At 69.6% G+C, this 13,761-nt stretch carries 13 protein-coding genes; 5 read left to right on the forward strand and 8 right to left on the reverse strand.

Annotated elements, in window-relative coordinates; genetic code table 11:
• Position 1: 1 nt before the first annotated feature.
• The 8 genes from ACQP1V_RS32665 to ACQP1V_RS32700 form a co-directional block, all read right to left on the reverse strand.
• Positions 2–322 carry a 2Fe-2S iron-sulfur cluster-binding protein gene (locus ACQP1V_RS32665; protein WP_433216777.1) on the reverse strand — a complete coding sequence of 107 codons (321 nt, stop codon included), beginning with the start codon at positions 320–322 and terminating at the stop codon, positions 2–4.
• Positions 323–341: 19 nt separating this feature from the next.
• The gene (locus ACQP1V_RS32670; protein WP_433413957.1) at positions 342–1,109 is read right to left on the reverse strand and encodes an SDR family NAD(P)-dependent oxidoreductase; all 768 of its coding nucleotides are present in this window, start codon (positions 1,107–1,109) and stop codon (positions 342–344) included.
• Between the two features lie 13 nt (positions 1,110–1,122).
• Positions 1,123–2,946, reverse strand: a complete 1,824-nt coding sequence (locus tag ACQP1V_RS32675; protein ID WP_433413959.1) for a PEP-utilizing enzyme — start codon at positions 2,944–2,946, stop codon at positions 1,123–1,125.
• Between the two features lie 37 nt (positions 2,947–2,983).
• Complete coding sequence (locus ACQP1V_RS32680; protein WP_433413961.1) at positions 2,984–4,093, reverse strand: PEP/pyruvate-binding domain-containing protein; 1,110 nt, start codon at positions 4,091–4,093, stop codon at positions 2,984–2,986.
• Positions 4,090–5,349 carry a cytochrome P450 gene (locus tag ACQP1V_RS32685; RefSeq protein ID WP_433413963.1) on the reverse strand — a complete coding sequence of 420 codons (1,260 nt, stop codon included), beginning with the start codon at positions 5,347–5,349 and terminating at the stop codon, positions 4,090–4,092. Before ACQP1V_RS32685 ends, ACQP1V_RS32680 begins: the two co-directional genes overlap by 4 nt.
• Before the next feature lie 254 nt (positions 5,350–5,603).
• Positions 5,604–6,380: an IclR family transcriptional regulator gene (locus ACQP1V_RS32690; RefSeq protein ID WP_433413965.1), complete on the reverse strand. Its 777-nt coding sequence runs from the start codon at positions 6,378–6,380 to the stop codon at positions 5,604–5,606.
• A 129-nt stretch (positions 6,381–6,509) separates the two neighbouring features.
• A complete protein-coding gene (locus ACQP1V_RS32695) occupies positions 6,510–7,922 on the reverse strand; it encodes a WGR domain-containing protein (RefSeq protein ID WP_433413967.1) in 1,413 nt (470 codons plus the stop codon).
• 88 nt (positions 7,923–8,010) lie between these two features.
• Positions 8,011–8,961 carry an N-acetylglucosamine kinase gene (locus ACQP1V_RS32700; RefSeq protein ID WP_433413969.1) on the reverse strand — a complete coding sequence of 317 codons (951 nt, stop codon included), beginning with the start codon at positions 8,959–8,961 and terminating at the stop codon, positions 8,011–8,013.
• A gap of 80 nt (positions 8,962–9,041) precedes the next feature.
• On the opposite strand from ACQP1V_RS32700, the gene ACQP1V_RS32705 reads away from it, so the two are divergent.
• The 5 genes from ACQP1V_RS32705 to ACQP1V_RS32725 are packed head-to-tail and all read left to right on the forward strand — an operon-like array spanning position 9,042 to position 13,756.
• Entirely contained in the window at positions 9,042–9,902 is an 861-nt protein-coding gene (locus ACQP1V_RS32705; RefSeq protein WP_433413971.1) for a MurR/RpiR family transcriptional regulator, read from the forward strand.
• A gap of 5 nt (positions 9,903–9,907) precedes the next feature.
• Positions 9,908–10,639 (forward strand): sugar isomerase domain-containing protein, encoded by a 732-nt coding sequence (locus tag ACQP1V_RS32710; RefSeq protein ID WP_433413973.1) that lies wholly within the window; start codon positions 9,908–9,910, stop codon positions 10,637–10,639.
• A 17-nt stretch (positions 10,640–10,656) separates the two neighbouring features.
• Entirely contained in the window at positions 10,657–12,054 is a 1,398-nt protein-coding gene (gene ngcE, locus ACQP1V_RS32715) for an N-acetylglucosamine/diacetylchitobiose ABC transporter substrate-binding protein (protein ID WP_433413975.1), read from the forward strand.
• Positions 12,051–12,920 (forward strand): carbohydrate ABC transporter permease, encoded by an 870-nt coding sequence (locus ACQP1V_RS32720; protein WP_433413977.1) that lies wholly within the window; start codon positions 12,051–12,053, stop codon positions 12,918–12,920. Before ngcE ends, ACQP1V_RS32720 begins: the two co-directional genes overlap by 4 nt.
• Positions 12,920–13,756, forward strand: a complete 837-nt coding sequence (locus ACQP1V_RS32725) for a carbohydrate ABC transporter permease (RefSeq protein WP_433216825.1) — start codon at positions 12,920–12,922, stop codon at positions 13,754–13,756. Before ACQP1V_RS32720 ends, ACQP1V_RS32725 begins: the two co-directional genes overlap by 1 nt.
• Positions 13,757–13,761: the final 5 nt, after the last annotated feature.

The raw sequence follows: 13,761 nt of genomic DNA on the forward strand, positions 1-13,761 counted from the left end.
GTCAGACCTGTGTCTCGGGCAGGGTGACGCGCAGGTCCATGTCCTCGGTCACCCGGATCTGGCACGACAGCCGCGACGTGCCGGTGCGGTCGACGGCCGTGCCCCACAGCATCTCGTCCTCCATCTCCTCCATCGGCGGGAGGGAGGCGAAGTCGTGCTCGTCGACGATGACGTGGCAGGTCGCGCACGACAGGGACCCGCCGCACTCGGCGACGACGCCGCCGATGCCGTTGCGTACGGCGGTCTCCATCACCGAGTCGCCGACGTTGGCCTCGATGGTTCGCGTGTCGCCGTCGGCGGCGGCGAAGGTGATCTTCGGCATGCTGCTCCTGGTGGTGGTCTCAGATGAACTGGCGGCCGCCGTCGACGACCACGGTCTGTCCGCTGACGTAGGCGGCGCCGGGTCCGGCGAGGAAGAGCGCGGCGCCGACGATGTCGTCCGGCTGCCCGGCGCGCCGCAACGCTCCCCGGTCGACGCCGTAGGACTCGGCGTTCTCGATGAGCCCGTAGCTGGCCTCGGTGAGCGTGAAGCCGGGGGCGATCGCGTTGACGGTGATCGATCGGCGGCCGAGCTCCTTGGCCATGACCCGGGTCATGGCGATGACCGCGCCCTTGGAGGCGACATAGTGGGCCCACTGCTCCGAACCGGAGTAGACGGTGGCCGAGGACAGGTTGACGACCCGGCCGCCCTCGGGCAGGTACGGGCTGGCCGCCCGCACGACCAGCCACGGTCCCTTGACGTTGACCGCCATCACCCGGTCCCACTCGGCGGGATCGATCTGCTCCAGCGGTGCGCGGCTCACGGTGGCGTACAGCGCGGCGTTGTTGACGAGCACGTCGATCTGTCCGCCGCCGAAGTCCGCCACCGCCGCGACGAGCGCTTCGGTGGAGTCGACGGAGGTCACATCGACGTGTCCGTGCCAGGCGGCGGCGCCCGCTTCCTTGACGAGCCGGGCGGTCTCCTCGGCTCCGGCGGCATCGATGTCGGCGACCGCGACGGCATATCCGTGGGCGGCGAAGCCCAGGGCGAAGGCGCGGCCGAGGCCGCCGGCCGCGCCCGTGACGAGGACGGTGCGGCCGGCGCCCACGGCGTCACGGGTGGTCGGCATGGTCGGCACGGTCTCAGTCCTCGAGGATCTCGACGCGGCCGGCGTTGCCGTCGACCCGGATGAGCTGCCCGGTACGGATCGTCGTCGATCCGTTGCCGGTTCCCGTGACCGCGGGAAGGCCGTACTCGCGGCAGACGATCGCGGCGTGGCTCATCATGCCGCCGATGTCGGTGACGGTCGCCTTGATCTTGCCGAAGATCGGCCCCCACGACGGCGCGGTGATCGTGGCGACGAGGATCTCGCCCTCCCGCACCTCACTCAGCTGGTCGGCGTGGTGGACGACACGGGCGCGCCCCTCGGCGACGCCGGGCGAGGCGGACATGCCGGTGATGGCGGTGTCGTCGCCGGAGTCGTCACCGAGCCACTGCTGGACCTGCTCGGTCGTGATGCCCCACAGCATCATCGTGAACGGCTCGGTGATCTGGGCCGGCGGCGTGTTGAGCGCGGGCTGCGGACGCCGGCTGCCGAGAGCGTCGATGATGCCGCGGCGGCGTTCGATCTCCGCGGGCCAGTAGCTCGGCCCGGTCGGCTCGGCGCCGACCGCCCACCCGGTCACGAGGTCGAACAGGGCGTCGCGCACCTCGCCGCGGGTGAGATACAGCAGGTCGCCCTCGCCGGCCCAGAAGCCGGCCGCCACGAACACCCTGCTGAGCTCGCGGACCTTGCGCCAGAACACCCCCATCGTCCAGTGCTCGATGTAGAAGTTGTGGTTCTCGACGTACGGGTACGCGGTCACGGCCAGACCGTGCTTGACGTCGAAGGCGGCCAGGTTCTCCCCGTCGATCAGCGACCGGTACTCGGCCACGATCCGGTCGCGCTCGGCGACGAGCTCGGCGATCGGGCGGAGGATCTGCTGCCCCTCGTCGACCCGGCGGATGTAGTCCTTGATGTAGCCCAGGGGGATCTCCTGGTGCTCGATCCAGTACTTGTCGTGCGCGTAGAAGCCGTTGCCGACGGTGAAGTTGAACCAGGGGTCCTGGGCGGCGCGGTAGGCGTCCAGCCACTGCCGCCCACCGGAGAGGTCACCGACCCGGGCCAGGGTCCCCTCGACGTCGTCGGTGTTCTCGAACGCGGACTGCAGGCCGAGCTCGACCGCGAGCGTGGCGAGCTTCTTCAGCTCGTCGTCGGGACGGAACAGCTCCATGTCGACGCCCTGGACCATCTTGGCGATGGCCTGGTCGGGGATGCCGGGGAAGACCTGCTTGGCGAAGGTGAAGAAGTCGAGGTAGGCCAGATAGCCGAGGTTGAGGAACTCGAAGTGGTACTGCCAGTTCTGGTAGACGAGCTGGATCAGCCGGTCGTAGTTCTCCATCAGGACTTCGGAGCCGTCCTTGGCCTTGCCGCTGACGATGTCGTCGAACGGCACCATCTCCGGGAGGCTCGTGAAGGTCAGCGCCTCCAGCTCGTCGATGGTGGCGCGGACCTTGAGCTTCCACTGCTCCAGCAGGCTGTCCCAGTTCTGGAAGTAGTGGCCGACGCGCCGCTCGAACTCGGGCACCCGGGCCGGGATCTGCTCCTCGGGCACCGGCACGGGGCTCATGTAGAGGTAGCCGAGGTGGATCTTGAACTCGATGCCGTTGGCCGGCGGGATGAGCAGGTGCCTGGTGTTGTACTGGCCCAGGCACTTGACGGCGAACTCGCCGCCGATGGTCTCGAACGGCTTGAACACCGTCGGCCAGTGCTGGCTGTCGCAGAACCAGAACTTCTCGTCGTCCGAGCCGCTCAGGTTCTGGAACACGAGGTTGTAGGGGTAGAGCTTCTCCCAGCCTTCGGCGCCCGGAGGCACCGGCAGCTCCGATGGCCGCGGGAAGGACTTCACTGCGGGTTCGACAGTCATGGCTATCGGGGTCCTTGTCGTGAGGGGGGTGGTCGGTTCAGTTCGTCACGCCTGCGGCGCGGCCCGCGGTCAGATGCGCGGTGATGCTGCCGAGGCTGAAACCGACGCTGGGCGGGGACGCCTTCGCCGGCGCGGTGACCGGCTTCGGCTTGGACGAGTGGACGGTCTCCGGTCGTGACTGCAGCAGGAGCAGGTTCTGTCCGTCAGGAAGGTCCGCGTCGAGCGCCCACTCGATGTCCTGCGGGCACCCGTAGTGCCGTTCGGCACGCTTGGCGAGCTCGGAGACGGCCCTGACCTGGTCGTCGGTCAGGCTCCGGACCGCCCGCCTGTCCGCCTCCACGTCACGCTCGACGAGGCGGCCGCCGGCGCTGTCGGGCACCAGCTCGATGTGCTTGTCGCCGACGTGCTCCTCGACGATGCACAGCAGCACCTTGTCGACGACGATGTTGTCCGGTGTGACGTGGCCGGAGACGACCGCCTCGCCCACTCCCCAGGACGCGTCGATGGTGATCTTCGAGCGGTCCCCGTTGCGGGGGTTGAGCGTCATCGCCACCCCGGCGACCCGGGCATGGACCATCTTCTGGACGGCGACGGCCATCGAGAGTCCGTCTTCGGAGATCGCGTTCCGCAGCCGGTACGTGATGGCGCGGCTGGTGTAGAGCGAGGCCCAGCACTTGCGGATGTGTTCGTGGACATCGCGCTCGTCGACGAGCCACAGGTAGGTGTCCTGCTGGCCGGCGAAGCTCGCGTCCGGCAGGTCCTCGGCGGTCGCCGACGACCGGACGGCCACCGGCACCGGCCGCTCGAACCGCCCCTGGAAGTCCGCCCACGCCTCGATCACCGGGCGCCGGAGCCGCTCGGGCACCGGGCGCGAGCAGATCTCGTCGCGGATGGCCGCCGACACGGCGTCGACGCTGGCCACGTCGTCGGGGTCGAGCCGGTTGAGCCCGCTCGTGATCACGTCGCGCAGCCCGGACTCCTCGACGAACGCGTCGTACAGCGCGGTGGTCACCGCGAAGCCCGGCGGCACGGGCATGCCGGCGGCGGTCATCGTGACCAGGGAGGCGCACTTCCCGCCGAGGAGGGCGTGGTCCGGCGCGGTTCCGCCGTCGAAGAACTGGACGTACCGCGGGTCGAAGCCGCTCATGCGCGGGCCTCCCACTTCACCGGGACGCTGACCGGAGAACGGAACGAGAGGTTCGAACCGAAGACGATCTGCTCGTCCTCGCACAGGCGGACATCCGGGATGAGGCGGGCGATCTCCTCGATCGCGATCCTGGCCTGGAGTTTGGCGAGCATGTTGCCCAGGCAGTAGTGGATGCCGAATCCGAACGAGAGGTGGTCACGCGCGTTGGGCCGGTCGATGTCGAAGACCTCCGGATCGTCGAACTTGACGGCGTCCCGGTTCGCCGACCCCATGACGAGAAGGATGTCGGCTCCCTTCGGGATGGCGACGCCGCCGATCCGCGTGTCCGCCAGCGCGCGTCGCCGCCACGCCACGATCGATCCGCTGTAGCGCAGCACTTCGTCGATGGCCGCGGGGATGAGCGAGGGACGGTCGACGACGCGCTGCCACTGGTCACGATGCGACAGCAGGACACGCAGGGCGTTCCCGATCAGAGTCGTGGTCGTCTCGTGGCCGGCGAACAGCAGGCTGTAGACGACGGAGGCGATCTCGTGGTCGGTGATCTCGTCTCCGGCGGCCTGGGCACGCACGAGGTCGCCGACCAGGGAGCCGCGCTCGTGCTCGTGGGCGTCGGCCACCAGGCGAAGGCATTCCTGCCAGTAGTCGACGAGGTTGTGCGCGTGCGGCACCTGTTCCTGATCGCTCAGGTCGCCCCAGGTCATCGCGGCCCGCGAGTCCGACCAGCGTTTGAAGGTGTCCACCTGGCCGGTGTCCGCCCCGATCAACGTGAGGATGGTGACCGTCGGGACGTCGTAGGCGAGGTCGCGGACGAAGTCCCCGGTGGCCTCGGGCCGGGCGAGCATCCTCTCCAGCAGGGTGACGACGTGCTGCCGGATGCTCGGCTCGAGCGCCTTGTAGCGGCGAGGCGTGAAGGCCTTGGCGGCCACCTTGCGGATGCGGGTGTGCTCCGGAGGGACCCGCGCCGACAGGCCCGAGTAGGCCGTGAATCCGCCGTCGAGCATGATCTGCGTGGCTTCCGGCCCGCGCTCCCGGACCGGTGCCTGGGCGTTCTCGCTGCTGAAGGTCTTCCAGTCCTCGAAGACCGCCTTGACGTCGTCGTACCGCGTGACCACCCAGCATCCGATGCGCTCGTCGAACATGACGGGCTCTTCGGAACGCAGCGCCGCGTACGCGGGGAAGGGGTCGTTCTGGTCGAACGGCTCATACCCGTGGTGAACGGGACACGATCGCGGGGCGGCGGTGAGGTTTGCGGTCACGCTCAACTCCACTTCATTTCGGGCATTACCGAAGTTTCATCAGTGTGAGGCCGCATCGCGACTGGTCACAATGCACGGTTTCCATTCAACGGAAACGAGCGTGCGTGACGGTTCCGTGGAGAGTTTTCGCCGATGCGCGCGGGCCCACGCGGCGATCGCACGCGTTCCGGGGGGCGCACACGTTCCGGGGGCCCACACGTTCCGGGGCCCACACGTTCTGGGGCGGAGCCGGCGCGGCCGCGTCCCGGAACCGGTCAGCCGCGCTGCCGCAGATACCCGGACGGATAGCGGGCGATGGCCGCCTCGATGCGGGACGCCACCCCGCGCAGGACCGGCAGGTGCCGGGTCAGCGTCTTGCACTGCGTCGACAGCAGGACCAGGCCCACCGCCGCCTCGACATGATCGGATCGCCCCGCGACCGGCACCGCGATGGAGCAGGCGCCCGCGCGAGCCTCCTCCAGCGTGACGGCGTACCCCTGCTCGGCGATCTGCCCCAGCTCATCGGCCAGGGCCGCCGGATCGATGTGCGTCCGCCTCGTCCGCGCCTCCAGGTCGCCCTGGAGATAGGCCTCGCGAAACCACGGCTCCTCGTGGGCCAGCAGCACCTTGCCGACGGCCGTCGCGTGGAGCGGCAGCCGCCCGCCGATGCGGGACGCTCGCGGCACCCGCTTGGAGCTGTAGACCCGGTCGACGTACAACGCCTCGTTGCCTTCACGGATCGCGATGTGCGACGTCTCCTGGGTGAGCGAGAACAGGTCCTGCAGATAGGGCCGCGCGGTGTCGCGCAGCCGTCTGCCCGCGCTTTGCGACAGCTCCCACAGGCGCAAACCGACCTGGTAACGCCCTTGTTCGTCGCGCGCGAGGGCTCCCCATGCGTGCAGTTCGCCCAGGAGCCGGTGCGCCGTGGAGACCGGCAGGCCGGTCAGCTCCGCCAGCTGCGACAGCGACAGGCTCGGCCCGTGGGTTTCGAAGGCTTCGAGGATCGACAGGACACGTGACGTGACCGTTCGTCCCGTCTCATTCGCACGCACGCGGCCCCCGTCCCGTGTCACTCCCGTCCTCGGCGTCAGCCGGATGTGACGGGCTGCGCCGCATATCCCATGTTTACCAGGCAAATCATCCGATACCTCGGGCGGAGTGCGCTGGTAGGTGGGCATCCGCTAAAGGAGCCGCCTGATCTCGCCGTACGTGCGGTAGAAGCCGCCCCGGCCGGAGGGGCGTACGCCCTCGACAAGGTAGCGGGCGCCGGCCTCGCGGATCTCCTTGGGGAACTGCACGTTCCAGGTCTCGAAGCCGGGGCTGACCACGCGGACGCGCAACCGCTCGCCCTCGCGTACGCACTCCACGACCACGCCGTCGCCGGCGTGCGTGACCGTCTCCAGTACGACCGAAGGCTCCACCACCGGAAGCGACGCGGCGGCCTTGACGTCGACGGGCTCGGGCACCGTGCCCGCGCACGCGGCGGCGATCGCCGCTTCGCTCGCGTCGATGCAGGCCAGGGTGCCGTCGGTGGTGACGATGTAGAGGCGGTCGTCGCGGAACTGCATGGAGAAGGCCGATCCGCAGCCGGTGGCGAGCTTCCACAGCCGCTCCCCCGACGCGGCGAAGCAGTACACCGAGGAGTGGCTGTCGCCGGCGAAGACGTAGCGGCCACTGGGCGAGGTCGCGCAGGAGTAGACGGGCCCATCGCACCGGTACACGGCCTCGACGCGGCCGTCGCTCTTGGCCAGGCGGTGGACGGTACGGCGGGCGGTCGCGGCGTAGACCGCGTCCTCCTCCTGCCAGCCGAACAGCACATGGTCCGCCGACGGGGTCTGCCAGACGAGGGCGCCGTCGGAGGCGTCATAGCGCGCCACGCCGCCGGAGTGGCCGTGGTAGACCGCGTCCTCGTCGCACCGGACCATCCAGGCGTAGTCCCCCTGGCCCGTACGCGCCCACTGGAACTCGTCCTCGTAGTCGATCGTGGTGATCCGTCCGGCCCGGTCGGAGACGCCGAGGATGCCGTCATGGATGTCGAGCCAGTAGATGTCCACGTCGGCGGCGATCTCGTAGGCCGCCCTCGGTACCTTGCCGCTCAGGTCGTACACCTTGCCGTCGTCGCAGCCCGCGTAGATCCAGAAGTCGTCGGCCACGATGCACTTGACGCCGTCCGGCAGGCGGAAGCGACCGGTCACGGTGCCGGAGTGGGTGACGGTGTACACGTCGCCGCGCTGGTTGCCGACCCAGCAGCGCTCCTCGTCCACGAAGATGCCGAAGGCGGAGGCGCCGCTGTCGAAGCGCCACAGGACCGGCGCCTGCCGGGCGGTGGAACGGGTGCTCGCGATGGTCCTGCGGGTGACCGCCCTGCGCTGGCGCACGCCGCGCACCGCCGGGGCGTAGCCCTTGCGCATCTTCTCGTTGATCTTCTTGGTCGCCGCGGCCCGCGCCTTCTCCACTGTGGGGAAGTCGGTGACCTTGATCTGCCCCGTCTCGCCGATGCGCCCGTAGGTGATGGTCACCCGCGTTCCGGAGACGACGGTCTCGTAGAACTTGTGCGCTCCGCCGCCGTCCTCCGACAGCTCAAGGTAAGTCATGTCCGCCTTCTCCAGATAAGACCGGCCTGATCGATTGATCGGGAGGCTAGAGGACAGCGGTGACAATTCACGGTCGGGCGAGTGGCGATCAGGGCCGCATGATCCGGGCGTGCAGGGCGTCGGGGTCGGGCACCAGGTCCCGGGCGGCCAGCCACGCGGCGGCGCAGGCCGCGTCGCCCGCCACCGTCACCGGGGCGTCCCAGCGCCGGGCCAGCAGGTCCCGTACGGCGTGGCCGACCGGGCCGCCCCCGGTCAGCACGCTCCCCGCCAGCACGATCGGGCTGGTCGCGTCCTTCTCCCGCACCCGGGAGACCGTGTCGACCAGATGTCCGGCCGCCTGCGTGACCAGACGCGCGGCGACGGCGTCCCCGGCCTCGGCTGCGGCGGTGACGAGCGGCGCCAGCTCGGCGAGCGCCAGGGGCGCGCGGGCGTGGACCGCCCGGATCACCCGGTCCACCACACCCGGGCCGAGCGGTTCCTCCCCGGTTCCCAGCAGCCGGTCGGCCACGGACTCCACCAGCTGCCCGTACGGCGGCGCCCCGTGGCGCAGGGTGTCGAGCACCCTGCCGACCGCCTGGCGGCCGAGCCAGAAACCGGATCCCGTGTCGCCGAGCAGCCAGCCGTACCCGTCGGCGACGGCGGCGAGCGAGCGGTTCGCGACGGCCGCCGCGATCGCTCCGGTGCCCGAGATCAGCACCGTGCCCGAGGGGGCCGCCGTTCCGGCGCTGAAGGCGATCTCGGCGTCCCCCACGACGCGGGGTGACACGGCGAGCCCCAGCGCGGACCAGAGTTCGGCCAGGTCGCCGGGGGTGGTCCCGAACCCGGCCACTCCGGCCACGGCCGCGCGTACCCGCGCCGGGTCGCAGGCGCCCAGCGCCTGCCGCACCGCCGACGCGAGGTTCGACCGCGCGGTGGCCGCGCCGTGCGCCGTGGGGTTGCCACCCCCGGAACGTCCGTAGCCGACGGGGTCGCCGTTGAGGGTACGGACCGCGCAACGGGACGATGTGCCGCCGGCGTCGATGCCGAGAACCAGGTCCATGTCCGAAATCTTGGGGCTTGACGCCTCCTTTGGGCAATACTAATTTTCATCATCACTTCGCCGAAGTGAAAGGTTCTATCATGATCGTTGGTCGGATCCAGGCCGAGCTGGACCAATTACCCGAGGCGCTGCGCCGGATCGGGCAGACGATACTCGCCGATCCCGGCGCGGCGACCAGGGACACCAGCCCGGCGCTGGCCGAGCGGAGCGGCACCTCACCCGCCGCGGTGACCCGCTTCTGCCGCCAGTTCGGCTTCGCCGGCTTCGCGGAGCTGCGGGTGGCGCTGGCCACCGAGACCGGCCGTGCCGAGCAGGCCAAGTGGGACGTCGCGGTCGGCCACGAGATCGGCCCCGACGATCCGGTGGCGAACGTGATCCAGTCGGTGGCCGCCGCGGACACCCGCCTCATCCAGGAGACCGCCGCTCAGCTGGAGGCGGACACCGTCGCCGCGGTCGCCGACGCCATCGTCGCGGCCGGCCGGGTAATGCTGTTCGGCTCCTCGTCCAGCGGCCTCGTGGCCCAGTTCATCGGCGGCCACATGCGCCGGATCGGACTGTCCTGCTGGGCGCACGCCGACCCGCACGAGGCGCTGGCCGACGCCGCCATGCTGCGGCCGGGTGACGTCGTCATCGGCGTCTCCCACCAGGGCCGCACCAGCGAGGTCCTGGAGATCGTGGGGGAAGCGGGCGACCACGGAGCGACCACCGTCGCGGTCACCTCGTTCCCGCGCTCCCCGCTCGCGACACTGGCCGACCACACGCTGATCACCGGCAGCCGCGAGGTGGCGCTGCGCCCGGTCAGCCTCTCGGCCGTGCACTCCCAGATGTTCGTGCTGGACACGCTCTTCATCGCGGTCGCCCAGCGCACCTACGAACGCACCAACGAAGCCTTCCGGCGCACGATCCAGGCGCTCGAAGGTCACCGAGTCGAAAGGAACTGATCTTCTTGTACGCCCAGCGCATCGGCGCCCTGATGGACGAGGTGATCGAGAGCCAGGCCGCGGCCGTACGCGCCGCCGCCGACCTGCTCGTCGACTCCCTCAGCAGGGACGGCGTGATCCAGGCGTTCGGCACCGGCCATTCCGAGGCGATCGCGATGGAGATCGCCGGGCGCGCGGGCGGCCTGGTGCCGACCAACCGGCTCACGCCCAGGGACCTGGTCCAGTACGGCGGGGCCTCGCCCGACATCCTCACCCCCGAGCTGGAGCGTGACCCCGAGGTCGCCCATCGCGTCTACGAACTGGCTCCGGTCGAGCCGCAGGACGTCTTCGTGATGATCTCCAACTCCGGCGTGAACGGCTCCACGGTCGAGCTGGCCACGCTGGTCAAGGAACGCGGCCACCCGCTCATCGCCATCACCTCCGTGGCGCACAGCAGCCGCATGACCTCGCGGCACGCCTCGGGGCGCAAGCTCATGGACCTCGCCGATGTGGTCCTGGACAACCTCGCCCCCTACGGCGACGCGGTGCTGCCGCTGCCCGGCGGCGGCGCCTTCGGCGCCGTCTCCACCATCACCTCGGCACTGCTCGCCCAGCTGGTGGTCGAGCAGGTGGTCGCCGACCTGCTCGACCGAGGCCAGGAACCTCCCGTCTACCTCTCGGCCAACATGGCCGGCGGCGACGAGCACAACCACGCGATCGAGGCGCGTTACGCGGGCCGCATCCGCCGTGGCGCCTGACAAGGAGCGATCCCCCCATGAAGAACCTCACCCGCCGCGACATGCTGCGTACCGCCGTCCTCGCCGGGCTCGCGCTGCCCGCACTGAACGCCTGCGCGCAGCCGGTCGCCTCCGGCGGCTCGCCGGCGGCCCCCGTCCCGACCAGCTCCACCAACCCGCTGGGCGTCGCCCTTGACCGGCCGCTCGAGGTCTGGATCTTCGACGGCGGCTTCGGCGACGCGTACGCCCGGGACATCCACGAGCCGATGCTCAAGAGCAGGTATGCCGGCCTGGAGATCAAGCACAACGCGGCCAAGGAGGTCGGCAAGGCGCTGCAGCCGAGGTTCGCCGGCGGCAACCCGCCGGAGCTGGTGATGAACTCGGGCGACGGCAAGATGGACCTCGGCGCGCTGGTCCAGGACAGCCAGCTCGCCGACCTGACCCCGCTGCTCGACGCGCCGAGCTGGGACGACCCGTCCAAGAAGGTGCGCGACGTCGTCGACCCGGGCGCGATCGCCCAGGGTTCGTACGACGGCGTCCCCCGCGTGATCAACTACGTGAACACGGTCTGGGGCATCTGGTACAGCACCAAGCTGTTCGAGGAGAACAGCTGGCAGGTGCCGAAGACCTGGGCCGACTTCATCGCACTCTGCGAGACGATCAAGAAGTCCGGCAAGGCCGCACCGTTCACCTTCGCCGGCAAGTACCCCTTCTACATCTACGAGACGATCCTGACCCTGGCCGCCAAGATCGGCGGCGCCGACGTGCTCAAGCGCATCGACAACCTGGAGCCCGGCGCGTGGACCGCCGAGCCGGTCAAGCAGGCGGCCAAGGCCTTCGCCGACCTGCAGCCCTACCTGCTGTCCGGCACCGCCGGCCTGGACCACGTGCAGACCCAGACCGCGCACAACAAGTACCAGGTCGCGATGCTGCCCTGCGGATCGTGGCTGGAGAACGAGCAGAAGGACGCCACCCCGGCCGACTTCGGGTACGCGATGTTCCCGCTGCCCGACTTCTCCCCGTCCGACGCCCTGCCGTACGGCACCCTGCACGCCCAGCCGGGCGAGCCGTACGTGGTGTCGGCCAAGTCGGCCAACGTCGGCGCGGGGCTGGAATACCTGCGGGTGATGCTGTCCAAGGAGGGCGCCGGCCGGTTCACCGAGCTGGTCTCCACCCTCACCATCGTGAAGGGGGCGACCGAGGGCCGCTCGCTCAAGCCGGGCCTGGCCAGCGCGGCCAAGGCGTTGGACGCGGCCGGGGACAACACGGTCTACTTCCTGTTCAACTCCTGGTACAAGCCGCTTGAGGACGAAGTGGTCGCCGCCACCGGCCAGCTCATGGCGGGCAAGCTCGCCGTGGACGCGTGGGCGGAGCGGATCGACAAGAAGGCCGCGGAGATCAAGTCGGACTCCTCCGTGCGGACATTCACCCGATGACCAGCGGCAGAACACGCTTCATCATCGGGTTCCTCGCCATCCCGGTGACGCTCTACCTGGTCTACGTGATCGCCCCATACGGCCAGGCGTTCTACATCGCGCTCACGGACTGGCGCGGGGTCAGCGCCAGTCCCCGGTTCGTCGGCCTGGACAACTTCGCCAGGCTGGCCGGCGACAGGGTCTTCCTTAAGGCCCTCTGGCACAACGCCCTGTTGCTGGTGCTGCTCCCCTCCGTCACGGTGTCCCTGGCGCTGGTGATCGCCTTCCTCACCCAGCGCCACCGGTTCTACCGGGTCGTGTTCTTCTTCCCCCAGGTGCTCTCGGTCGTCGTCGTCGCGGTGCTGTTCCAGCAGGTGTTCCGGCCGGACGCGAGCGGCATGCTCAACGCACCGCTGGTGGCGCTGGGGCTGGAGCCGATCGGCTTCCTCTCCGACACGTCGGTGGCCTTCTGGGCCGTACTCGGCGTCCTGATCTGGCAGGCGGTCGGCTTCTACGTGGTGCTGTTCACCGCGGGCATGGCCTCGATCCCGGCCGAGGTGGTCGAGGCGGCGGAGATGGACGGGGCGAGCCGGGCGCGGATCTTCTTCCGGATCACCCTGCCGCTGCTGCGTGACACCGTCCAGACGGGCTGGGTCTACCTGGGCATCACCGCGATGGACGCGTTCGCGATCGTCTGGGTGATGACGGCGGAGCGGGGCGGTCCCGACTCCTCCACCACGGTGATCGCCGCCGAGGTCTACCGCAACGCCTTCGAGTACTTCAAGTTCGGTTACGCCTCGGCCATGGGCGTCGTGCTGTTCTTCTTCACGATCGGCTTCTCGGCGCTGACCCTCCGGCTGTCACGGCGCGAACGGATCGAGTTCTGATGTATCGCAGACTGAGCCATCTCGCCCTGCTGGCCTGGCTCGTCCTCACGGTCGTGCCGATCGCCTGGACCTTCCTGGCGTCGGTGAAGACCGAGGACGAGATCTTCGGCAACGCCTGGTCGCTGCCCGCCGTCCCGAGGTTCGACAACTACCTCCGGGCCTGGGAGCAGGCGCACATCGGGCAGTACATGCTCAACAGCATCGTCGTCGTGTCCCTCAGCACGTTCGGCACGATGCTGTTCGGTGCCATGGCCGCGTACGTGCTGGCCCGCTACCCCTTCCGCGGCAACCGGCCGCTGTACCTGCTGTTCGTCTCCGGCATGGCGTTCCCGACCTACCTGGCGCTCACCCCGCTCTTCTTCGTCGTGCAGAACGTGGGGCGGGCCGTCCCGTTCCTCGGGCTGAACACCCACGGCGGCCTGGTCCTGGTCTACATCGCCTACTCACTGCCGTTCACCGTGTTCTTCCTGGCCTCGTTCTTCCGCACGCTGCCCACGGCCGTGGCCGAGGCGGCGTTCGTGGACGGAGCCTCGCACGCCCGGGTGTTCTTCCGGATCATGCTGCCGATGGCCAAGCCGGGTCTGATCAGCATCACGATCTTCAACGTGCTCGGCCAGTGGAACCAGTACCAGCTCCCGCTCGTGCTGCTCAGCGGGGCCAGGGACAAGTGGGTCCTCACCCAGGGCATCGCCGAGATCTCCACCGCCGCCGGCTACGACGCGGACTGGGCCGCGCTGTTCGCCGCGCTCAGCACGGCGATCCTCCCCGTGATGATCGTCTACACGCTCTTCCAAAGTCAGATCCAGCGCGGCCTCACCGCTGGCGCGCTCAAGTAAGGAGC

Origin of the sequence: Microtetraspora malaysiensis, from assembly GCF_050947145.1 — a bacterium.
In the GTDB taxonomy this organism is placed as follows: domain Bacteria; phylum Actinomycetota; class Actinomycetes; order Streptosporangiales; family Streptosporangiaceae; genus Microtetraspora_A; species Microtetraspora_A malaysiensis.